The following is a 21,045-nucleotide window of genomic DNA, read 5'->3' as shown; positions in this document are numbered from 1 at the left end:
AAGCATTTGTCGGCTGCAAAAGTCGGCGTTGGCGGTACGGCGGCATCTCTCTGGATGATCGCGGCAAGCCTGCTGTTCGCCTGCATGGGCGTTTGCGTAAAGCTCGGCTCGGCGCAATTCCCGGCAGCCGAACTGGTGTTCTGGCGTGGCTTCATCGCCACGCTGATTATCGGCTCCTACGTCATGGTGCGCCGGCTGCCGCTGGCAACGCCGCATGCGCGAACCCACGCCGTGCGCGGCCTGGCGGGCTTCGTTTCGCTGGTGATGTATTTCTACGCCATCAGCCTGATTCCGCTGGCGGCGGCAGTGACCTTGAATTACACCTCCCCGATCTTTCTGGCGCTGCTGCTGGCCCTTTGGCTTAGAGAGCCGGTGCGCCGCGGCTTTTACGCGGCGCTGGCGGCGGGTTTCATCGGCGTTGTATTCCTGCTGCAACCCGTGTTTGCCCAAGACGAATGGCTGGGTGCGGTTTTCGGCCTGGGCTCGGGCATCATTTCCAGCATTGCCTATCTCAACGTGCGCCGCCTGGGCGAACTGGGCGAGCCGGAATGGCGCACGGTATTCTATTTCTCGGTCGTGTCGGCGCTGGGCGGCTTGCCCTGGTTGCTGGCCGCCAACCCGTTCCATGCCATCGATCTGCGCGGCTGGCTGCTATTGGTCGGCGTAGGAGGCTTCGGCGTGCTGGCCCAGCTCTGCATGACGGCTGCCTACAAGCGCGGCAAGACCCTGGTCTCCGCCAGCCTCGCCTATTCCACGGTGGTCTTCTCCAGTATTTTTGGCGCGCTGTTGTGGGGTGAGACCCTGTCGTGGTTTGGGTGGGCAGGGGTGGCGCTGATTGTCGCCAGTGGCCTGTTCGCCACCATGCTCTCGGGCAGGGCCGATACCGAGGCGGTTACCGACTAGGAAGCTCCGCCCCGCTCCAAGGCGGGACACGTTTGATGGCAAGCCCTGCCGGTATGCATAAGGACATAGAGTGCCGTAAGATGGCACTTCGTTCCCCATGCCGCACTATTTGCCATGCCCTCCGGCTCAGACACCGATCAGACAGCCAACATAAAGTTGCTGGATCGCTTCTACGGCACATTCCTCGCTGTGGGGATCACCTTCCTCGTCGTGGGCGTGCCCTTCATTTTTTTCCGCAAGGCGGTGTCCGCTGCCGCCTGCCTGATCCTGATCGGGCTGGTGGCGATTGCCTGGCGGATGAGCCGGAAAGGCCAGCCGCAAAAATCCCTGAAATTCTTCGCCACCGGGATGTGGCTGATCCTGGTCGGGCTGATCTTCGGCGGCTTGCCGCCGATCACCACTGCAACCATGCTGGCCATCGCCGTCATGCTTTCCGTGGTCGTCAGCATTCGGGCCGGGGTTATCTACAGCGGCACGTTCATGCTGGCCTGGCTCATCCACATCGTGTTGGGCATGCTCGATATCGCGCCGCCGCCTTATTTCGTCGGCAAGCCGCTGGTCTTGTGGTTCATCGGCGCCCTGGCCATCTGGCTGGTGCTATTGCCCATACCGACCCTGATACGCAAGATGCGGATGGCGCTGTCGCTGCAACGTGCGACCCTGGAAGCCGCGTCCGACGGGATACTGGTGATCAGCAACAAGCGGCGGGTCGTCACCTATAACGCCCAGTTTGCCAGTCTGTGGCGCATTTCTGCCGAGCTCCTTGCTGCAAGCGACGACAAGGCCTTGATGGAGTTCGTCCTCGACCAGCTGCAGGACCCGCAACAGTTCATCAATAAGGTGAACGAACTCTATGGGCAACCCGAAGCGTCCTCCGCGGACACGCTGCAGTTCAAGGATGGTCGCGTTTTTGAAAGGTACTCCCGGCCCCAGCGCATGGATGGCCGGGTGACCGGTCGCGTATGGACCTTCCGCGACGTGACCAAGCGCAAGGTCGCCGAACGGGCTCGATTGGAAAGCGAAGCGCTGAAGACATCGGTGTTGACGCACGCGGCCTACGCAATCATCGCCACGGATCCGCAGGGCATCATCACGGTGTTCAATCCGCGTGCGGAGGCGTTGCTCGGTTATCGGGCCGACGAATTGATCGGCACGCAGACGCCAGCGCTGTTCCACGATGCGGCGGAGGTGGCGGCTCACGCCGGCCTGCTGTCGCAGGAAGCCGGCGGGATCGTGGCGCCGGGATTCGACGTGTTTGTCATGAGGACGCGCGACACCCGGCTGCCGGACGAAAACGAATGGACCTACATTTGCAAGGATGGGCGGCGTGTGCCGGTTCTGTTGTCGGTGACTGCCCTGGCGGACTCGGATGGAGGCGTTACAGGCTACCTCGGCGTCGCCACGGATATCACCGAACGTAAGCAGGCCGCGGAGAAGCTTGCAGAGAGCCAGCAGCGCATGGAGTTGGCGCTGGCAGGCGCAGATCTGGGCTTGCTGGATTGGGATATTGCCAGCGGGCGCTTTGTGCAGAACGAGCGCTTTCTCGAAATGCTGGGTTTTGCAAAGGACGAGTTCCAGATCGACGCCCAAGCATACGACTGGCTGATTCACCCGGCCGATCGCGCTCAGGTGCGCAAGGCACTCGCGGCCCACTTCAAGGGCGAAACGCCGAGCTACGAGGCGGAACAGCGCATGCGCCACAAGGACGACCACTGGGTGTGGATACTCGCCCGCGGCAAGGTCGTGGAGCGCGGCGACGATGGCCGGGCGCTGCGCATGGTCGGCACCGTCCTCGACATCTCGGAGCGCAAGCACAACGAGGCGGCGCTCAAGGCCCGTGAAGCGCGGCTTGCCAACCTCATCGGCTCGCTGCAGGAACTGGTCCTGGTGGTGGATACCGAGGGAAAGGTCACCGAGTATCACCTGCCCGCATCCTTTGGTTTTCCCGTCGACGCCGAAGCCGCGCTCGGCCACTACTTCGCCGAGTCGCTGCCGCAGCCGCTATCCGATTTCATCGCCGAGGCCATGGTTGGAATTTTTTCCGATGCGCAAACCCGTACTCACGAATTCCAGCTTCGCATAAACGACCAGGAGCATTTCTTCCATGTCACGATGAGCCAATTGTCCGGCTCGGGAAAATATGCGAGCGGCTTTCTGGCGCTGGTGAGGGATGTCAGCGAGCGCAAGCGCGCCGAGCAGGAGCAGCGCATCGCCGCCATCGCCTTCGAATCGCAGGAGGGCATGGTCATCACCGACGCCAATGGAGTGATTCTGCGGAGCAACAAGGCATTTTCCGAGATCACCGGCTACGCCGCCGGGGAGGTCGTGGGGCAGAGGACCAGCATGCTGAGTTCCGGGCGCCACGGCAAGGAGTTCTACGAATCTATGTGGCAAACCATCGCCACAAACGGCTCATGGCAGGGCGAAATCTGGAACCGGCGCAAGAATGGGGAGATTTATCCGCAGTGGCTGACCATTACCGCAGTGAAACGGGACGACGGCACGGTCACCCACTATGTTGGCACGCAGGTCGACATCACCGAGCGCAAGGAAGCCGAGATCGAAATCGAGCGGATGGCCTATCACGATTCACTCACCCAGCTGGCCAATCGGCGACTCCTGCTGGACCGTTTGCAGCACGCCATGGCGTGCAGCGCGCGCAGCGGTCGGGAGGGTGCGCTGCTGTTCCTCGACCTGGACAATTTCAAGACCCTCAATGACACGCTCGGCCACGACATGGGCGACCTCCTGCTGCAACAGGTGGCGCGCCGCCTCGTTTCCTGCGTTCGCGAGGATGATACGGTGGCGCGCCTTGGCGGCGACGAGTTCGTGGTGATATTCGAAGGCTTGAGCGACAACCGGCTTGAAGCCGCCACCCAGGCCGAATTGGCCGGCAGGAAGATTCTTGCCGCGCTCAACAAGACCTACATGCTGGGGGAGCATGAGTACCGCAGTACGCCCAGTATCGGCGGCACGCTGTTTTTCGGCCACCAGAAAACCGTTGACGAAATTTTGAAGCAGGCGGATTTGGCGATGTACCGGGCCAAGGCGGCCGGTCGCAACGCGTTGCATTTCTTAGAACCGGCCCAAGACCACTGATCGTTCACCGCGCAAAACAAGAGCCGCCGCATTTCGGTGCGGCGGCTCTTGTGGTTTGAAACAGGCGAAGAACTCAGTCGATCGTGAGCGATGTCGTGGGCTTCTTCGGCGTCGACTGCTTGCCGTCATCCTTGGCCTTGTCGCCCGGGCAAGCCCAGGCCGACGTGGCCGCAAGGGAAAACACGACAAGCATGAGGGCGGCGATTCTCTTCATGTGTGACCTCCGTGGGGTGGGTGCGGAAATAGGAATCTAGCACCGCGACAGCAAATTTCAAGAAGAATGTCCGGTCAAGAATCCGCGTTCATGATAGGGAGAATCCGCGTTGCCCGCTCAGCCGGTAATCTTGCGCTTGATCGCGCGGGTCACCATGCGCAGGCGCTGGGCGAGGGGGAAACGCCTGAAGTTGGTCTTGACCGCGCCGAGGGTGAAGGTCGTGCGCTTCGAATAGTCCATGATCAGGTCGACGATTACCGGCCGCCCGGCGGCGGCCAGTTCGCGCGCTCGTGCGATCGCAGCCGCTACGCCATCGTTTGACGGCACCGGCAGGTACTCGGCGCCGGTGGCGATGGCGACACCGCTGAAGTCGATGGCGCCCAGCGCCGTGCAGGGCTTGCGATTGAACGGAATCTCCTGGGCCTGGGCAATCTGCGACAGTTCGCCGTCGTGGAACACGTAGAACACCAGGCCGAGGCCGATGCGCGTGGCGGAAACGATTTCCATGCAGGTCATGGTGAAGGCGCCGTCGCCGATGATGGCGAACACTTCACGGCCGGGGTTGGCCAGCTTGGCGCCGATGGCGGCCGGCACCGCGTAGCCCATGCTGTTGAAATCGGTCGGCACGATCAGCGCCTTGGGTTGCCGAACCGGGAACAGCTCCGCCGTCAGGTAGGTGTGGTTGCCGTCATCGACCACGGCGATCGCATCGTCGGGCACCGCCGCGCGCAGCGCGTTGAAGAACACCGCCGGATTGACCTTGCCGCCGCTGTCGTGGCGCAGCCATTCCTCGTTGTAGGCCGCCTTGTCGCGGGCGATGCGCTGCTGCAGCTCCACATTCGCCGTGGCGCCAGCGCCGACTCTTCGCAGTTCCTCCAGCAGCGCGGTCAGTACCGCGGCCGCGTCGCCTTCCAGCGCCACGGCCGCCGGATAGTTGGCACTGAACACCGCCGGATTGATGTCGGCGTGGATCAGGTTCGGCGGCACCGTGACGCCGAAGCTGCCCGTGGCGATTTCGGCAAAGCGGGTGCCGACCGCCAGCAGGCAGTCGCAGTCGGCGAATGCGTTGCGCGCCGCCGGCACGGCCGAGGCGCCGAAGCTGAACCCGGTGTGCAGCGGGTGGGCAGCGGAGAACACCGACAGGCCTTGCAGGGTGGTGGCCACCGGCGCCTGGAGGAATTCGGCGATGGCCCGCGTTTGCTCATGCGCATCGCGGGCCCCCCAGCCGACGAACATTGCCGGATGCTTTGCAGCCAGCAGCATTTCCGCCGCGCGCCGGATGTCTGTCGCAACCGTCGGCTGCGGCCTGGCGATTGCAGGCGGCGCCGGAATGTCGCCTGCTTCGCCGGGAAACATTTGCAGGTTCACCGGAATCTCGACGAAGACCGGGCCCGGCTCGCCGGAGTGGGCAATTTCCCAGGCCTTGAACAGCGTCGGCACGATGTCGGCGTGAGCGGTGACGAGAAAGGTGGCCTTGGTCAGGGGCTTGAGGAAGGCGTGCTGATCCATCTGGTGCAACTGGTAGCGCTTGTCCAGATCGGTGCGGATGCCACCGCAGATCACCAGCATCGGCACGCCATCGAGAAAGGCTTCGCCGATGCCGCTGGCGGCATGGGTGGCGCCGGCGGCGGGGACGATCACCAGCGTGCCGGTCTGCCCCGAGGTGCGGCTGACGCCGTCGGCCATGAACGAGGCGCCGCCTTCGTGGGTCACCAGTATCGGCGTGATCAGATCCGAACTGTTGAGTTCGTCGTACAGCTCGGTGTTGTGCACGCCGGGAATGCCGAAGGTGTATTTGATGCCGAGGGCTTCGAGGGCTCGTACCGCGAGCCAGGCGCCAGTTCGTTTCATGCCGGTTTCCTCCGGAAAGTGTTCAGGTAATCGACGCGGCAGCCTGGCCGGCGATGCGTCCGCTGAGGATGCAGCCGCCGAGGAAACTGCCCTCCAGCGCCCGCAAGCCGTGCATGCCGCCGCCGCCGAAGCCGGCGGCTTCGCCCGCCGCAAATAGGCCGGGGATCGGCTGGCCGGCGCCATCGAGCACGCGGCTTTGCAGATCGGTCTGGATGCCGCCGAGGCTCTTGCGGCTGATGATGAATTCGCGCACGGCAATCAGCGGCCCGGCCTTCGGGTCGAGGATTTTCTGGAACTTGCAGGTGCGGATGCGGTCGCCCTTCCAGTGCCGCACGTAGGCGATGCGGCGCAACTGCTCGTCGTTGTGGAAAGTCTGGCCGCGGTCGATCTGTGCGTCGTAGCTTTCGGCGGCCAGCCGGATCTCGTCGAGGCTCACTGCGTCGTCGCCCTGCAGCGCGTTCATCTTCGCCACCAGTTCCGGCAGGTCGCGGCCGACCACGAAATCCTCGCAGTTGCCTGTCATTTCGTCATAGAGCCACTGGTTGCCGAAGATCAGGTCGCGCAGGAAGGCGAACTTCTTCTTGTCGCGGATCGACGGGTTGTGCTCCGCGCCCGAGACCGCAAGCTCCTTCAGCGCAATGCGCCGGTTCATCAGTTGCCAGGAATACTGCCGTTCCTGCGCGCACACCTGCGCCACCAGGTCGCGCGTGTCGAAGCCCGTCACCAGCGGCATCGGGCCGATGCGCCGGCCGCGCCAGTCAAGCCACAGGGCGGAGCGCGGCGGCACCAGCGAGAGGCCATGCCCCGGTTTGCGCGGCCGCGGATGATGCACCCCGGCGGCGTAGTTCCACATCGAATCGAGATGGGTCAGCCGGCCGCCCGCAGCGCTTACGGCGTCGTGCAGCCGACCGTCGGCATAGCGGTGGGAGCCGTTGAGGATCACCGGCGGGGGCGTTCCCCAGTCGCGATGCCAATGCTGCCGCACCCGTTCGATGTTGCCGTTGAACCCTCCGGCTGCGACGATCACGCTGCCGGCATGCAGCTCGAAGGGCCGCTGCTCGCTTTCGGTGACGCCGCTGCATCCTGTAATTGCGCCATTCGATGACAAGAGATTCTCGACCCGGTGGTCGAACCTGATGTCGAGCCGTTCGCGTTGCGGGTGGTTTTCAAGCCGGTCGATCAGGCGCAGCGCCAGCTCGTGGCCGGTGCCCCAGACGATATGAAAGCGCGGAACGGAGTTGCCGGGAGTGAACAGGCCGCGTTCGATCCAGTGCGGCGCCGGCAGGAAGCCGACGCCGCGCTTGCGCAGCCAGAGGCCGACGTCGTCGTGGCAGCGCTGCACATAGGCTTCGGCCCAGGCCAGGGGCCAGCGGTCGTTCGGGTCGAGTTCACCGAAGGCCTTCCAGTCGGCCAGCGCCAGTTCGGGGGTGTCGCGAATGCCGGCGCGCCGCTGTTCGGGCGTGCCGACCAGAAAGATGCCGCCGAAGCTTTCCTTCGCCAGTCCGCCGAATTTTTCCGCGCAGTCGCGCTCCAGCATCAGCACCCGGCGCCCGGCGTCGAGAAGCTCCAGCGCGGCACAGATGCCCGCAATGCCGCCGCCGATGACGATGACTTCGCTCACTGTCGCTCCTCCTTTTATTGTCATGGAAGTTTAGCTTGAAATCATTCCCCTCCGAATCATGTCGATGGGTGGGCGCTGGTAGGCATCGCTCAAGAGTCGGCGCTGGCGGGACGGCGGCGTGGGTGCAAGTTGGCAGGAGAGCGGAACATGGCAAACGCCGGGAGAACCGGCTAAGCTCCTTTCCGCAAAGGAGAGATGATGCGGATCAGAAATTTGGCGGCCGTCGGCCTCGTGCTTGCCCAGACATGGGCCGCGGCGCAAACGGCGGAGGCGCCGCCTGCGCCCTCGCTCGATGAAGCACGTGCCCGACAGGTTCGGGGCAAGGCGCTGAAAAGCGAGGCGGAAGCCCGATACACGGAAGACAAGGCGATTTGTCAAAGCAAGCTTATCGCCTTCAATTGCCTGAGTTCGGCGAAAGAACGGCATTCCGCGGCAGTGAAGGAAGCCACGGCGCTGGAGCAGGGCGGGCGCAAGGCCGAACGTGAAATCCGCCGCAACGAACGCGAGGCCAAGACCGCGAAACGCGAAGCCGAGGCGCCGGCCCGCGAAGCGAAGGAGCAGGCGGATGTCGAACGCCATCGCGAGAAGGAGTCCCTTCGGGCGGCCGAGCGCGAACGGAACCGGGCCGACGCGGCGAACAGCCTTGAGACCCGCCGCAGCAAGGCGACAGCAGAGCGGGCCGCCCAGCAGCAGAGGATTGCCGAGCGGCGCAAGGAAGATGCGGAGCGAGCGGAAAAAGCGCCGGAGAACGCCAGGAAAGCCGCGGAACGGAAGCGGCAACATGCCGAGCTCGTGAAAAAAATCGATGAGCGGGAACGGCAATATGCCGATCTCCTGAAGCGACGGGAAGCCGAAGCGGCTGCCAGGCAGGCAACTGCCGCAGCCAGGGATAAATGAGCAGCGGCAGCGTCACGGCTGCGCCGGGCCGCTGAAGCCCGTATTTGTCGGGGAAGGCGTTACCTGCGTTCGATCTGGTCGTACACCGCCGTCGCCACGGCGGCCAGTTTGCCTTTGTCCATCCCCGCCGAGAGCGCGTAGCCGAACTTGCCGTCGATCCAGTAGAAGACGTTGACCGAGCCCTCCTGCGCGAAGCGGAAGGCCGTATCGCGGTTGGCGGTGTTCTCGGTCGAGACATAGAGCGTCAGGCGCTGGCCGCTGGCATCCTGGTACATGAACTGGGCCACGGGGCCGCTGTTCCCCGGCAACAGGCGGCCGCCGATCAGCTCGAACCCCTGGGCACCGAGTTTTGGCGGGCGCACCGGCGTGCCCAGGCGCTTGCTGAGCCAGGCGACCAGCTGGTCTTCCTGCTGCGCCGCGACTTCGACCGGGCGCCGCACGTCGGGGCTGAACACCGCGTGGGCCACCGCCGCCTGATGCGACAGCGAGGCCGGTTGCGCACGGGCCAGGCTTTCCGCCGGCGGGTAGCGGTCATGGATCATCCAGCCGGCCAGGCCGCTGACCAGCGCGATGACGAAGCCCGCCGCGATGCGTTGCAGCGACCAGCGGGCGAGCAAGGCCTTGTCGCTGCCGCCGCCGGCAGGTGGCCGTGACGCCAGCGCGAGCAAGCTCTCCGGCACGGGCTCGTCGAGTACCGGGTTGTACAAGCCCCGCAAGGCCTGCGTCTGCGTCTGGTAACTACGCAGGCGTTCGGCTTCGGCCGGATCGGCGGCCAGATAGGCCTCCACTTCGGCACGCCGCGCTTCGGGCAGGGCGGCATCGACGTAGGCCTGCAGATCGGCTTCGGTGATCGGAAGAGCGTTCATCGCACGACTTTCAATCTGGCGGTTGGCGTCTGGCCATCCATGATCAGGCGCAGCCTTTCCCGTCCGCGGGAAAGCCGCGACATGACGGTTCCGACGGGAATGCGCAGCGTCGCCGCGATATCCGCATAACTCATTTCTTCCAGCCCAACCAGCAGCAGGACTTCGCGCTGTTCGTCGGCGAGGTGGTTCAGCGCGGATTCGAGATCCCTCAGTTCCAGCGCATCGGCCTGGGTGGGGCGTGTCGGCATCTCGTAGTCGTTGTCGTCGAAGGAGTGTGTCGCCAGCCGCGGCCGGCGCAATTGATCGACCCGCAGGTTGTGCATGATGCCGAACAGCCAGGCGCGCAGGTTGCTACCTTCCCGCCACTGATGCTGGCGCGTCCAGGCGCGTTCCAGGGTGTCCTGCACGAGGTCGTCCGCCGCCGCGCGATCGCCGACCAGCGCCCGCGCGTAACGGCGCAGGCGGGGAATCTCGGCCAGGATCGCGCTGCTGTCCACTCTGCGTCAGGGTTTGGCAGCGTGCCAGACGCCGTTGAAGCCGTCACCGGTTGCGTCACCCGGCTTCTGGTCCTTGACCCAGTAGTACAGCGGCTTGCCCTTCAGCGCCCACTGCTTCTTGCCGTCGTCGCGGGTGACGATGCTGTAGTCGCCGCTGGCGGTATCGCCGTCCATTGCAAGCAGCGGCGGCCAGTTGGCGGCGCAGGGGCCGTTGCAGGCGCTCTTGCCGCCGGCGTCCTTGTCGAAGGTGTAGAGCGTCATGCCGTTGCTGCCGGTGAGCATGCCCTTGGACACCATGGCCGGCGCGGCGGCATGGGCGGCGAGCGAAGCGGATGCAAGCAGGGCGAGTGCGAGTTTTTTCATGTTCATCTCCGTTGGGGTTGGGGGTGTTGCCATTGCATGAACGGGGAGATGCCTGCGTTTATTCCGGCGCGCAAAATAAATTATGGTCGTCTATGCGCCTAATGCGGCCGCCCCTTGCGCCGCGACGATTCCATCCTCGGATGACTTGACGCCGGAAACGCCGATCGCGCCGACGTAAACCCCGTCGCGGATCAGGGGCACGCCGCCCTCCAGGCAGATCACGTCGGGCATGGTCATGAACACCGGGCGTCCCTGCAACACCGCTTCCTCGAAGGCCTTGGTGGGGCGCTTGAACATGATGGCGGTTCTGGCCTTTTGTTCGGCGATGCGCACGGAGCCCTTCTGGGTTCCATCCATGCGTTCCAGCGAAACCAGGTGACCGCCGTCGTCGACCACGGCAATCACCACGTTCCAGTTGTTTTCGGCGGCGGCATTGCGGGCCGCCAGGGAAATGCGCTGTGCGTCTTCGAGAGTCAGCATGCCATGCTCCATGATGAGTGAATGAATGGTTCGGACCGGCAGCGTCAGCTTGTACTGTCCAGCCAGTCGGTGACCAGCGGCCACAACGCCGCTTCGCTTTGCGGCTTGAAAAAGCCGAAGTGGCCGATGCGCGGCAGGTCGTGATGCGCGGGGTCGACCAGGCGGTAGTCGACCGGCCGCTTGCGGTAGGCGCCGTGAATCAGGCGCGAGCCGTCTTCGAGCAGCAATTCGTCGTCGGCGAAGGTGAGCGCGAGCACCGGATAATCGGCGCTGGCATAGGCTTCGCGCGCGCCGGGTTCGCCGCTCAGCAGATAGTCCGGCGTCAGGCACCAGCGCCGCCACTGGAACATTGCGCCGGTGGGCAGATCGCCGATGACGCCGAGGCGTTCGCCGGGGAAGTAGCCGAAAATCGGGCAGAACACCGGCGCCAGCACGTGCCACATCAGCGGCGCCGAACGACGGATGCGTGGCGTATTGTGGCGCAACGAGCCGCTGCCGACGGCGATATTGACCAGGCCCGCGAGGCACTCGCGCGAAGGCAGCAGCGGCGCGACCTGGCCGCCGAAGCTGTGGCCGACGACGAACACCGGCAACTTCGGCGACATCTCGCCGACCTCCTGCACCAGCGCGTCGTAGTCCTTGTTCAGCCAGTCGCTGAGGTCCGCCTTGACGCGGCGCATCGAGCCGGTCCGCGATTCGCCGATGCCGCGGTAATCGAAAGTCCATGCGGTGTAGCCGCGCGTGGCGAGATGCCGGGCGAAGGCCGCGTAAAAGGATTGCGGCACGGCCATCGCCGCGGCAATGATGACGTGGCCCCGGGCCGGGCCATCCGGGTCGAAACGGTAGGCGGCAAGCTTGTGGCCGTCCCTGGCGGTGAGGGTGATGCGTTCCATGGGAATCCTCGCTGGCGATCTTCGTCAGTAGCGATTCGGGGTTGAGAGAACGGCCATCGTAACGCGCGATACGCAAATCAGCCGCTCCGACTCGTCTTGAATGCGCACATCCCAGACATGGCTGGTGCGTCCCAGGTGCAGGGGCCTGGCCACTCCATGGACCCAGCCGCTTTTCACCGCGCGAACATGGTTGGCATTGATTTCCTGTCCGACGCAGTGGAACTTTTCGGGATCGACGACATACGCCGCGGCCCATGAACTCAGCGTTTCCGCCAGCACCATCGAAACGCCTCCGTGCAGGACGCCCGCCGGCTGCCGGGTGCGCTGGTCAACGGGCATGCGCCCCTTGAGGTAGTCCTCGCCGGCCTCGATCAATTCGATGCCGAGATGGCCGTTCGCGCAGTCCTGGCCGCGCCGGTTGGCTTCGTCGAGGGGGAAGGTGGTGTGCCAGATTGCCATGCTGGTATCGAGGGGAAGTTGGAATGGCCGATACTTTAATCTTCAGCAAAGACTATAACGTATCGCACCCCGTGCCTTGTCGCGACCTGAACTTTCGAATCGAAGTGCTATCCTGATTCGTCCATATCCAGAACCGGAATCCATCATGTGGCAACGACTGCTGCTTTTATGGTCTTCGTTGATCGTTGCGGCTTGCGCTTCCTATAGCGGCAGCAGTCTCAAGCCGGGAGAGGCGCGCCTTGAGGATGTGCAGGCGACGATGGGTCCGCCGGCGATGCAGTGGCAGAATCCGGATGGCTCCCGGCAACTGGCCTACCCGCGGGGTCCGGCCGGCTTCGACACCTTCATGGTGCGGCTGGATTCGAACGGGAAGCTGCATACGATAGAGAATGTGCTCGACGAAGCGCATCTCGCCACTGTCCGCCCCGGCATGAGCAAGGAGGAGGTGCTGCGCATTCTCGGCCCGTCGGACGCCAACGCCACCGCCTATTTCAAGGCCCGCGACGAGTTGGCCTGGGATTGGCGCTATCGCGGCATCTCCAGCGAGCCCTGGCGCATGATCGTCCTGTTCGATGCCACGACCGGGAAGGTGCGCAGCACGATGGTCAGACCTGAGCAATATCTGGGCGCCGACCCGAATCCGTAGCGGATGGCGGTACGGCGATTTGATGGGTTGGCCAGTGGGTAGAAAAACAAAACGCCCCGAAAGGGGCGTCCTGTCTGATTCACTGGCGGAGACGCAGGGATTCGAACCCTGGATCCAGGTTTTGCCCAGATGCACCCTTAGCAGGGGTGTGCCTTCGACCACTCGGCCACGTCTCCGAAAACAGCGTTGAACATGAAGCCCGCCGCTGTTTGCAGGGGGCGGAGTATACCCGAATCGGCGGCGGCGTGAGCCCGCTTCAGGCGCGCAGGCTGATATGCGGCCAGCCGCGCCGGGCGGCGGCTTCGGCCAGCGTGGCATCGGCATCGACCGCGACGGGATTGGTGACTTTTTCCAGCAGCGGCAGGTCGTTGTGCGAATCGCTGTAGAACCAGCTTTGCTCGAAGCCGCCGAGCCACAGGCCGAGCGATTCGAGCCAGGCGTCGACGCGAACGATCTTGCCTTCGCGAAACGATGGCGTGCCGCGCGGCTGGCCGGTGAAGCGGCCGTTTTCCTGGGCCGGGATGGTGGCGATCAGGTGCGGGATGTTGAATTCCCGCGCGATCGGCCCGGTGACGAAGCTGTTGGTGGCGGTGACGATGGCGAGCAGGTCGCCATTGGCCGCGTGCTTAGCCACCAGTTCGCGGGCGGCGGTGCTGATCAGCGGCCGGATGCGGGTGGCGAGGAATTCCCCGTGCCAGGTGTCGAGTTCGCTGCGCGAGTGGCGCGACAGCGGGGCGAGCTGGAAATCGAGGAAGGCGTGGATGTCCAGCGTGCCGGCCTTGTACTGTTCGAAGAATTCGATGTTGCGGGCTTCGTGCACTTCACGGTCGAGCACGCCCTTGCCGATCAGGAATTGCGCCCACTCGAAATCCGAGTCGCCGGAGAGGAGCGTGTTGTCGAGGTCGAAGAGGGCGAGTTTCATTCTTTGTCCAGGTCAAGTGAGGTCTGCATCAGTTCGCGCAGCAGGGGCAGGGTGGGCGGGCGCTTTTGTTCCAGCGAGGCGCGGTCGAGGTGGTTGAGCACCGCCATCAGCGAGGGCAGGTCGCGGCGGCCGTGGCGCAGCAGGTAGTGCACCACGCCGGGATCCATCAGCATGCCGCGCTCGATGGCATGGCGGCGCAGGGCCGCGGCTTTTTCGTCGTCTGACAGCGACTGGATTTCGTAGATCAGGGTCTGGCCGATGCGGGTGCGCAGGTCTTCGCGCAGGTCCAGCCGCAGCGGTGGCTCGTTGCCGGCGAGCAGCAGGGCGAGGCCGAGGAAGCGCGCGGCGTTGAAGGCGCGGAACAGGGCGATCTGCGCTTCGGCCCCGAGTCCTTGCACGTCGTCGATCACCAGCAGGCTGCCGGAAGTCGGCGTCAGCTCGGCGCCGACTTCCGCGCCGCGCAGGAATGTCGTGGGCCGCCTGCCACGCGCGGCCTCGGCGGCGGCGGCCAGCAGGTGGCTCTTGCCGCCGCCTGGCGCGCCCCAGACGTAGATCGCTTCGTAGCTGCTGGTTTCGCGCAGGCCGCGCAGGCGCGCCACCAGCTCGGCGTTGGCGCCGACGACAAAATTTTCCAGCGTCGGCGGCTGCTCGGGCTTGAGGTCGAGCAGCATTTGTTGCTGGGGCGTGTTCATCGCGTTTTCAAACGCATTTTCAAGCATTGCCCCGATAAAAGCGGCTGGAGAGGTACAGCGCGCGCACTTCGCGCAGGCCGACCAGCAGCGCCGCCGAGGCCGGCAGCGCGGCGAGGACGCCGAAGAAGCCGAACAGCTGGCCGAAGGCCATCAGGGCAAAAATCACCGCCAGCGGGTGCAGGCCGATGCGTTCGCCGACCAGAAATGGCGTGAGCAGAAAGCCTTCCAGCAACTGGCCGATGCCATACACGATCAGCACGGCGACGATCGGCCCCCAGCCGGCGAACTGCAGCGTGGCGACCAGCAGCGCGAGGATCAGGCCGGTGGCAAACCCGAGATAGGGGATGAAGATCAAGAGGCCGGTGACGACGCCGATCGACAGCGCGGAAGGGATGTCGGCCAGCCACAGCGCGACGCAGTAGTAAGCGGCGAGGATCGCCATGACCAGGATCTGGCCGCGCAGGTATTGCGAGAGCACGACATCGATGTCGCTGGCCACGCTGACCAGCTTGTCATGCCAGGGGCGCGGAACGATGGCGGAGAGGCGCGCCATCATGTCCTGCCAGTCGAGCAGCAGGTAGAACATCACCACCGGGGCCAGCATCAGGTTGACGGCAAGCCCGACCAGCGCCACGCCGCCGATCTTGAGCGAGCTGTAGATTCGCTCCAGAACGAGCTGCACGGTGTCCCAGTTGCCGGCGGCGAGTTTCTGCAGCGAGGCGGAATCGAAGCGCAGCCGGATGCCGAAGTGCTGCCGCAGCCAGGGCGCCAGTTTTTCGTTGGCCAGGGTCATCGCCTCGGGCATTTTTGCGCTGATGACGGCCGCCTCTTCATAGAGCAGCGGCAGGACGATCAGCATCAGGCCGGCCCCCAGCGCGGCCAGCGCCAGCATGACGAGCACCACTGCCAGCATGCGTGGCAGACCCCAGCGCGTGAGGCGGTCGGTTACCGGGTTGCAGACATAGGCGAGGATCGCGGCCAGCAGGAAGGGCGTGAGAATCGGCGACAGGGCATAGAACAGCGCGAGCACAGCCAGCCCGGCCGCGATCCACAGGGTGGTCTGCAAGCGGTCGCTGGGGTCGCTGTGGTCGGCTTCGGGAGGTGCGGTCATTTCCGGTAAAATTCGCGGGTTCGCTGTGGCGGGCAGCGCGGATTATCGCCGATCCGGCAGCAAACCGTGCTTCCGCCATTCATTCCGTCTGCGTTTTCAAGGACTTCATCTTGACTGCTTCTACCGCCTCTCCGTCCCCGCTCACCTACCGCGATGCGGGAGTCGATATCGATGCCGGCGATGCCCTGGTCGAGCGCATCAAGCCGGCGGCGAAGCGCACCATGCGCCCGGAAGTGCTGGCCGGCATCGGCGGCTTCGGCGCACTGTTCGAGATTTCGAAGAAGTACCGCGAGCCGGTGCTGGTGTCCGGCACCGACGGCGTCGGCACCAAGCTCAAGCTGGCCTTCCAGTGGAACCGCCACGACACGGTCGGCCAGGACCTCGTTGCGATGAGCGTCAATGACATCCTGGTGCAGGGCGCCGAACCGCTGTTCTTCCTCGACTACTTCGCCTGCGGCCGGCTCGACGTGAATACGGCGGCGACGGTGGTCGAAGGCATCGCCAAGGGGTGCGAACTCGCCGGCTGCGCGCTGATCGGCGGCGAGACGGCGGAAATGCCCAGCATGTATCCGGACGGCGAATACGACCTCGCCGGCTTCGCCGTCGGCGCCGTGGAAAAGTCGGCGATCATCGACGGCAAATCGATCCGGCCGGGCGACGTGGTGCTCGGCCTGGCCTCGTCCGGCGCGCACTCCAACGGCTATTCGCTGATTCGCAAGATCATCGAGCGCGCCAAACCCGACCTGACGATGGACATGGGCGGCGTGCCACTGGCCGACGCCGTGATGGCGCCGACACGAATTTACGTCAAGCCGCTGCTGGCACTGATGCAGGCGATCCATGTCAAGGGCATGGCGCATATCACCGGCGGCGGGCTGACCGAGAACATTCCGCGCGTGCTGGGCGATCACCTGACCGCGATCATCGAGCGCAAGCACTGGACCCTGCCGCCGTTGTTCCGGTGGCTGCAACAGGAAGGCCAGGTGGCCGACGCCGAAATGCATCGCGTCTTCAACTGCGGCATCGGCATGGTGGTGATCGTCGCCGAGGCCGATGCCGGCGTGGCGATGCAGTTGCTCGCCGCGGCGGGCGAGACCGTGCATCACATCGGACGGATCGAGGCGCGCGGCGAAGGGCAGGCGCAGACCGTGGTGGTCTGATCGCCGTAGCGCCAGCGCCGACTTTTCAGGGCGCGAGGTGGGTGTCAACCGCTGCGAATACCGCAGCCATGGGGTCTGTCGCCAGCGGATCGATGATCTGCAAGTCATCCATGTCCTTCAGCCAGGTCAGTTGCCGCTTGGCGAACTGGCGCGTGGCGAACACGCCGCGATCGCGCAGTTCGGCAAGCGGAATCCGCCCCTCAAGCATTTCCCACGCCTGGCGATAGCCGACGCAGCGCATCGACGGCAGGCCGGCATCGAGCCGGTACTTCCCGCGCAGCATCTTCACTTCATCGACCAGACCGGCGGCCAGCATCGCGTCGAAGCGTTCGCCGATGCGCTGGTGCAGCACGCCGCGATCGCCCGGCACCAGCGCCAGGGTCAGGATGCGAAAGGGCGGCGCGGCGGTCTTCTGTTCGGCAAAGAAACTGCCCAGGGTGCGGCCGGAAAGGCGCAGCACTTCGACGGCGCGCTGGATGCGCTGGGCATCATTGGGCTTGAGTCGTGCCGCGGTTTCCGGATCGAACCGCGCCAGCTCTTCATGCAGGGCCGGCCAGCCGTGCTCGGCGGCTTCCGCATCGATGGTGGCGCGCAGCGTTGCGTCGGCCTGCGGCAGGTCGGCCAGCCCCTCGCGCAAGGCCTTGACATAGAGCATGGTGCCGCCAACCAGCAGCGGAATGCGCCCGGCCGCCGTGATGGCCGCCATTTCGCGCAACGCGTCGCTGCGGAAAGCCGCCGCCGAGTAGCGCTCCTCAGGCGTGATCAGGTCGATCAGCCGGTGCGGAAAGCGCGCCAGCGTCGCCGCGTCGGGCTTGGCGGTACCGATGTCCATGTCGCGGAAAACCTGCGCCGAATCGACGCTGACGATGTCGCAGGGCAGGCGCGTCGCCAGTTCGAAGGCCAGCGCGGTCTTGCCGCTGGCGGTGGGGCCGATCAGGAGGATAGCGGGGGGCAGTTGCATCGAACTGGAAGGCAAGGGAGCGGCGCGATAGACTTACGGCTTCGAATGATACGTTGCGTCGGCGCCATTGCGAACAGGGGAGGCGAAATGCGGAAGCAACTATTTGCTGTATTGCTGGGACTCACGGTCGTCACGTCGTCGGCCCAGGTCCGAAATCTCAAGGCGGACAAGGCGCCGGCGGCCGATGAAGAGCCGGCGACCGCTCCACTGTCCACCGGTCCGATAGTCGATGCATCGAAGCCGCCCCCCGCCACCATTGCCGACCTCGTGTTGCTGCTGCAAAGCTACAAGCCCGATCCAGCAAAGGTGCAGGAACTGCGCACCGAGCTGGAGAGGCCGATTCCCGACTCGGCCGCCCCGGCGGAACTGGCTCTGGCCTGGCACCGGCGGGCGATAGCCGCTGAAGAATTGGGCGAGACCGAAGCCTGGATGGCATCGCTGGAAAAGGGACTTGAGTATGCCAAGCCGTTGGATTCGTCCGGCAGCGGCAACGAGGTCGGCTCCTATCGGCGCATGCGTCAAGACCATGCATTCGCCTTGCGCAGCGGGCGCGGCATCGGCGCCTCGCTGAATGCTTTCGAAAAGATACTGGAAGAGGAGAAGGGGATTCCAAACGGCAGGATGATCGGGGTGAACTTCCATATCGCCACGATGTACACGCTGATGGGAGATCTCGATCGCGCCAAGACGGCCATCGACAACGCGGAGAATGTGTTTCGCACGCTGCGCAGCCGACGGCGCCTTTCGCTGCTTTTCTCCAACTGGTCGCAGTTCATTGAGCGTGCTCGAGGACAATGGCTGCGGCGTCAGGGGCGCCTCGACGAGGCCGAGCGCGCCTATACGGCGGCTATCCGCCAGGTCGAGGCCGAGGTAAAGAACAACGAGGCGCGTCGCACCCAGGGCATGTGGGCCATGCCTGTCGAGCGTGTCGAGAACATGGTGGAATTGGCTCGACTGGCCCTGGCGAAGGTTTATCTCGATCAGCAGCGGCTGGACGAGGCCGAACTCCTGCAGCGGGAAGTGCTCAAGGCCTCACTCAAGCGCAACGGCCGCAACTCGCGCGTAACTGGCGATGCCCTTTCCGGGCTGTGTGCCACTTTCATCCAGCGCGGCCGCTTTGCCGAGGCCTTGGTGCTGGCCGGTTGGGCGGATCAATCCCTGGCCGAGGCAGGGCTGGCTCGTGTCAGTCAGGAGCGTTTGCATGCCCGAATCCTGCAGGCCAACATGCTGGCGGTGAATGGGCGCAGCGCCGAGGCGGTGGCGCTATTCGACGAAGTGCGCAAGGTGGTGAGCGATGACAGCCGGCTGGAAGAGGGCTACACCGTCGCCACGCTGAACTCGTTGCGCGCCTATATCACCGTCGGGCGCAATGCCGAAGCACTGCGTGACGGCGACAAGCTGTTGCAGAATGGTATCCGGTATTACGGCGCGGACCATTACTTCACGGCGGAGGCGCGCGCTTTCCGAGCCATGGCTTTGCACCGCAATGGTCGCCTCGGCGACGCTCGACGCGAATTCGAGCGTGCCGTGGGCGTGCTGGTCGATCCGGCGAAGCTGGTCGGCAAGCAGCAGACCAGCGCCGCGCGCGCACGACGCTTGCGTGTGATTCTCAACGAATATCTCAATGTACTGGTCGGCAAGAAGGGCACGAATAACCAGAAAGACATCGCGGAAGCCTTCCGCGTCGCCGACGTGGCGCGCTGGCAGAGCGTGCAGAAGGCAGTCACCGGGTCGGCTCTGCGCGCGGCGGCCGGCAGTTCCGAACTCGGTGCGCGGATCAAGAAGGTCCAGGATGCCGACGATGAACTCGAAGCGGTCTACAAGAATCTGATCAGCCAGCGCTCGGCGCCGCCGGACCGGCAACTGCCCGCGGTGATCGCGACCATGGAGTCCCGCATTGCCACCCTGCAAAAGGAACAGCAAAGCGATCTGGCCGAGATTCGCCGCCAGTTTCCGCAGTACGACGCACTGGTCAACCCGCGTCCGGCAGATATGGCTACAGCGCGCAAGGCGCTGCGGCCCAATGAAGCGCTGCTGTCGGTCTATGTCACGCCGGGCGGCAGCTATGTCTGGGCGACGGGCAAGGACGGCGCCCTGCATTTCCACTTCAGCCCGAGGACGGCGGACTGGGTGGGCGGCATGGTCAAACGCCTGCGCGCGTCGGTCGAGCTCGGCGGCGTCGGGCCGGAGCAGATGCGCTTCGACCTGGAAGCCGCATCGGCGCTGTACCAGGAACTGCTGGCCCCGGTTCAGGCGGCGTGGGGCAAGGCCGACACGCTGCTGGTAGTGGCCAATGAATCCCTGGGCCAGATTCCATTTTCTCTCTTGCCGACGGCAAACGTCGCGCCGGGCGCGGCGCCGGCCGGACCGCCGCTGGCGCAGTTCCGCCAGACACCCTGGCTGGCGCGCAAGGTCGCCATCGCCTACGCGCCCTCGATCAGTGCGCTGGTGACATTGCGTTCGCTGCCCGCGATCATGGGACAGCGCGACCCCTTCATCGGCTTCGGCGATCCGGACTTCGGCGCGAGTGCCGAAAAGGCGGCGTCGGGTCCCGGAGGAAATCGCGGCGCCGGAGAAGTGGCGCGCGGCACCCGTAACCTCAAGATCAGCCACGCCCCGGTATGGGACGAGAACCTCACCAGCGCCGACGCGATTCCGCCGGCGCCTCCGGCCCAGCCCGGAACGCCAATGCTGACGCCGCTGCCGGACACGCGCGACGAAATTCTTGCCATCGGCACCGCACTGGGCGCCGACATCCCCACGCACACCTTCTTCGGCGCCCAGGCCAGCCGCGCGAACGCGCTGCGGGCGGATATGCAGAAACATCGCGTGGTCGCCTTCGCTACCCACGGCCTGATCGCCGGCGATCTGCCGGGCCTCGATCAGCCGGCGCTGGCGCTGGCACCCCAGCCCGGTCGAGACATCCATGACGGCCTGCTGAAGCTGGAGGACATTCTCAAGCTATCGCTGAGCGCCGACCTGGTGGTGCTCTCCGCCTGCAACACGGCGGCAGCGGATGGCAGCGGTGCCGAAGCCGTCTCCGGTTTGGGTCGCGGATTCTTCTATGCCGGTGCCCGCGCCGTGCTGGCCACCCACTGGCCGGTGGAAACCGTTTCGGCGCGGGAGCTGGTGACGCATGTGTTCCAGCACTACGCCAAAGACGGCAAGCTGACCCGCGCCAAGGCGCTGCAGCAGGCCATGCTGGAAGTCATCGACAAGGGTGTGTCGCTGGACGGCCGCGGCAAGGCGGAATTCTCATACGCGCATCCCGCGTTCTGGGCGCCGTATGCGCTGTACGGCGATCCGGGGCGGTAGGGCCCCCGTTTTGCCGCCACCGGCGTGGCGACCTAAAACCGGTCAATCAGTAATCGGTTCGCCCCTTGCGCTCGATCCGCGCCTGGGGATGCTCG

General features: G+C 65.0%; 19 protein-coding genes and 1 tRNA gene. 6 read left to right on the top strand and 14 right to left on the bottom strand.

What is annotated here, in order from left to right; translation table 11 throughout:
• Positions 1-6 precede the first annotated feature (6 nt).
• On the top strand, positions 7-903 hold the full coding sequence (locus SUTH_RS13360; protein ID WP_231851017.1) for a DMT family transporter: 897 nt from the start codon (positions 7-9) through the stop codon (positions 901-903).
• 114 nt (positions 904-1,017) lie between these two features.
• Positions 1,018-4,002, top strand: a complete 2,985-nt coding sequence (locus SUTH_RS18600; RefSeq protein WP_052473637.1) for a PAS domain S-box protein — start codon at positions 1,018-1,020, stop codon at positions 4,000-4,002.
• A gap of 73 nt (positions 4,003-4,075) precedes the next feature.
• On the opposite strand, the gene SUTH_RS19715 is transcribed toward SUTH_RS18600, so the two are convergent.
• The 3 genes from SUTH_RS19715 to SUTH_RS13345 form a co-directional block, all read right to left on the bottom strand.
• Positions 4,076-4,216, bottom strand: coding sequence for a hypothetical protein (locus SUTH_RS19715; RefSeq protein WP_171817369.1), 141 nt, complete (start codon positions 4,214-4,216; stop codon positions 4,076-4,078).
• Between the two features lie 117 nt (positions 4,217-4,333).
• Positions 4,334-6,067 carry a thiamine pyrophosphate-binding protein gene (locus tag SUTH_RS13350; protein WP_041099888.1) on the bottom strand — a complete coding sequence of 578 codons (1,734 nt, stop codon included), beginning with the start codon at positions 6,065-6,067 and terminating at the stop codon, positions 4,334-4,336.
• A gap of 22 nt (positions 6,068-6,089) precedes the next feature.
• Positions 6,090-7,688 (bottom strand): FAD-binding dehydrogenase, encoded by a 1,599-nt coding sequence (locus SUTH_RS13345; RefSeq protein WP_197539593.1) that lies wholly within the window; start codon positions 7,686-7,688, stop codon positions 6,090-6,092.
• 198 nt (positions 7,689-7,886) lie between these two features.
• On the opposite strand from SUTH_RS13345, the gene SUTH_RS13340 reads away from it, so the two are divergent.
• Positions 7,887-8,585, top strand: a complete 699-nt coding sequence (locus SUTH_RS13340) for a hypothetical protein (RefSeq protein WP_148312940.1) — start codon at positions 7,887-7,889, stop codon at positions 8,583-8,585.
• 59 nt (positions 8,586-8,644) lie between these two features.
• Here SUTH_RS13340 and SUTH_RS13335 read toward each other — a convergent pair whose 3' ends face one another.
• The 6 genes from SUTH_RS13335 to SUTH_RS13310 form a co-directional block, all read right to left on the bottom strand.
• Complete coding sequence (locus SUTH_RS13335) at positions 8,645-9,451, bottom strand: anti-sigma factor family protein (RefSeq protein WP_041099882.1); 807 nt, start codon at positions 9,449-9,451, stop codon at positions 8,645-8,647.
• Positions 9,448-9,948, bottom strand: coding sequence for an RNA polymerase sigma factor (locus SUTH_RS13330; protein WP_041099880.1), 501 nt, complete (start codon positions 9,946-9,948; stop codon positions 9,448-9,450). Before SUTH_RS13330 ends, SUTH_RS13335 begins: the two co-directional genes overlap by 4 nt.
• 6 nt (positions 9,949-9,954) lie before the next feature.
• On the bottom strand, positions 9,955-10,311 hold the full coding sequence (locus tag SUTH_RS13325) for a COG4315 family predicted lipoprotein (protein ID WP_197539592.1): 357 nt from the start codon (positions 10,309-10,311) through the stop codon (positions 9,955-9,957).
• A 90-nt stretch (positions 10,312-10,401) separates the two neighbouring features.
• Positions 10,402-10,791, bottom strand: coding sequence for a GlcG/HbpS family heme-binding protein (locus SUTH_RS13320; RefSeq protein WP_231851016.1), 390 nt, complete (start codon positions 10,789-10,791; stop codon positions 10,402-10,404).
• 44 nt (positions 10,792-10,835) lie between these two features.
• Entirely contained in the window at positions 10,836-11,684 is an 849-nt protein-coding gene (locus SUTH_RS13315; RefSeq protein WP_041099874.1) for an alpha/beta hydrolase family protein, read from the bottom strand.
• A gap of 24 nt (positions 11,685-11,708) precedes the next feature.
• Positions 11,709-12,143: a hotdog fold thioesterase gene (locus SUTH_RS13310; RefSeq protein ID WP_041099872.1), complete on the bottom strand. Its 435-nt coding sequence runs from the start codon at positions 12,141-12,143 to the stop codon at positions 11,709-11,711.
• Between the two features lie 145 nt (positions 12,144-12,288).
• On the opposite strand from SUTH_RS13310, the gene SUTH_RS13305 reads away from it, so the two are divergent.
• The gene (locus tag SUTH_RS13305; protein ID WP_052473636.1) at positions 12,289-12,789 is read left to right on the top strand and encodes an outer membrane protein assembly factor BamE; all 501 of its coding nucleotides are present in this window, start codon (positions 12,289-12,291) and stop codon (positions 12,787-12,789) included.
• A gap of 83 nt (positions 12,790-12,872) precedes the next feature.
• Here the strand turns inward: SUTH_RS13305 and SUTH_RS13300 are convergent.
• From SUTH_RS13300 to SUTH_RS13285, 4 genes are all read right to left on the bottom strand, one after another.
• Positions 12,873-12,965 (bottom strand) — tRNA-Ser (locus tag SUTH_RS13300).
• Positions 12,966-13,045: 80 nt separating this feature from the next.
• Positions 13,046-13,711, bottom strand: coding sequence for a histidinol-phosphatase (locus tag SUTH_RS13295; protein WP_041099870.1), 666 nt, complete (start codon positions 13,709-13,711; stop codon positions 13,046-13,048).
• The gene (gene hda / locus SUTH_RS13290; protein ID WP_041102343.1) at positions 13,708-14,403 is read right to left on the bottom strand and encodes a DnaA regulatory inactivator Hda; all 696 of its coding nucleotides are present in this window, start codon (positions 14,401-14,403) and stop codon (positions 13,708-13,710) included. Before hda ends, SUTH_RS13295 begins: the two co-directional genes overlap by 4 nt.
• 19 nt (positions 14,404-14,422) lie before the next feature.
• Positions 14,423-15,514: an AI-2E family transporter gene (locus SUTH_RS13285; RefSeq protein WP_052473635.1), complete on the bottom strand. Its 1,092-nt coding sequence runs from the start codon at positions 15,512-15,514 to the stop codon at positions 14,423-14,425.
• 110 nt (positions 15,515-15,624) lie between these two features.
• Between SUTH_RS13285 and purM the strand changes: the two genes are divergently transcribed.
• Positions 15,625-16,674 (top strand): phosphoribosylformylglycinamidine cyclo-ligase, encoded by a 1,050-nt coding sequence (gene purM, locus SUTH_RS13280; RefSeq protein WP_041102341.1) that lies wholly within the window; start codon positions 15,625-15,627, stop codon positions 16,672-16,674.
• Positions 16,675-16,699: 25 nt separating this feature from the next.
• Here purM and miaA read toward each other — a convergent pair whose 3' ends face one another.
• Positions 16,700-17,635: a tRNA (adenosine(37)-N6)-dimethylallyltransferase MiaA gene (gene miaA / locus SUTH_RS13275; protein ID WP_041099868.1), complete on the bottom strand. Its 936-nt coding sequence runs from the start codon at positions 17,633-17,635 to the stop codon at positions 16,700-16,702.
• 87 nt (positions 17,636-17,722) lie between these two features.
• Between miaA and SUTH_RS13270 the strand changes: the two genes are divergently transcribed.
• Complete coding sequence (locus tag SUTH_RS13270; RefSeq protein ID WP_171817368.1) at positions 17,723-20,950, top strand: CHAT domain-containing protein; 3,228 nt, start codon at positions 17,723-17,725, stop codon at positions 20,948-20,950.
• Positions 20,951-21,045: the final 95 nt, after the last annotated feature.

This window comes from Sulfuritalea hydrogenivorans sk43H, from assembly GCF_000828635.1.
GTDB classification, from domain to species: domain Bacteria; phylum Pseudomonadota; class Gammaproteobacteria; order Burkholderiales; family Rhodocyclaceae; genus Sulfuritalea; species Sulfuritalea hydrogenivorans.
The sequence above is the reverse complement of the archived record's forward strand: the minus strand, read 5'-3'. Positions and strand labels throughout refer to the sequence as shown.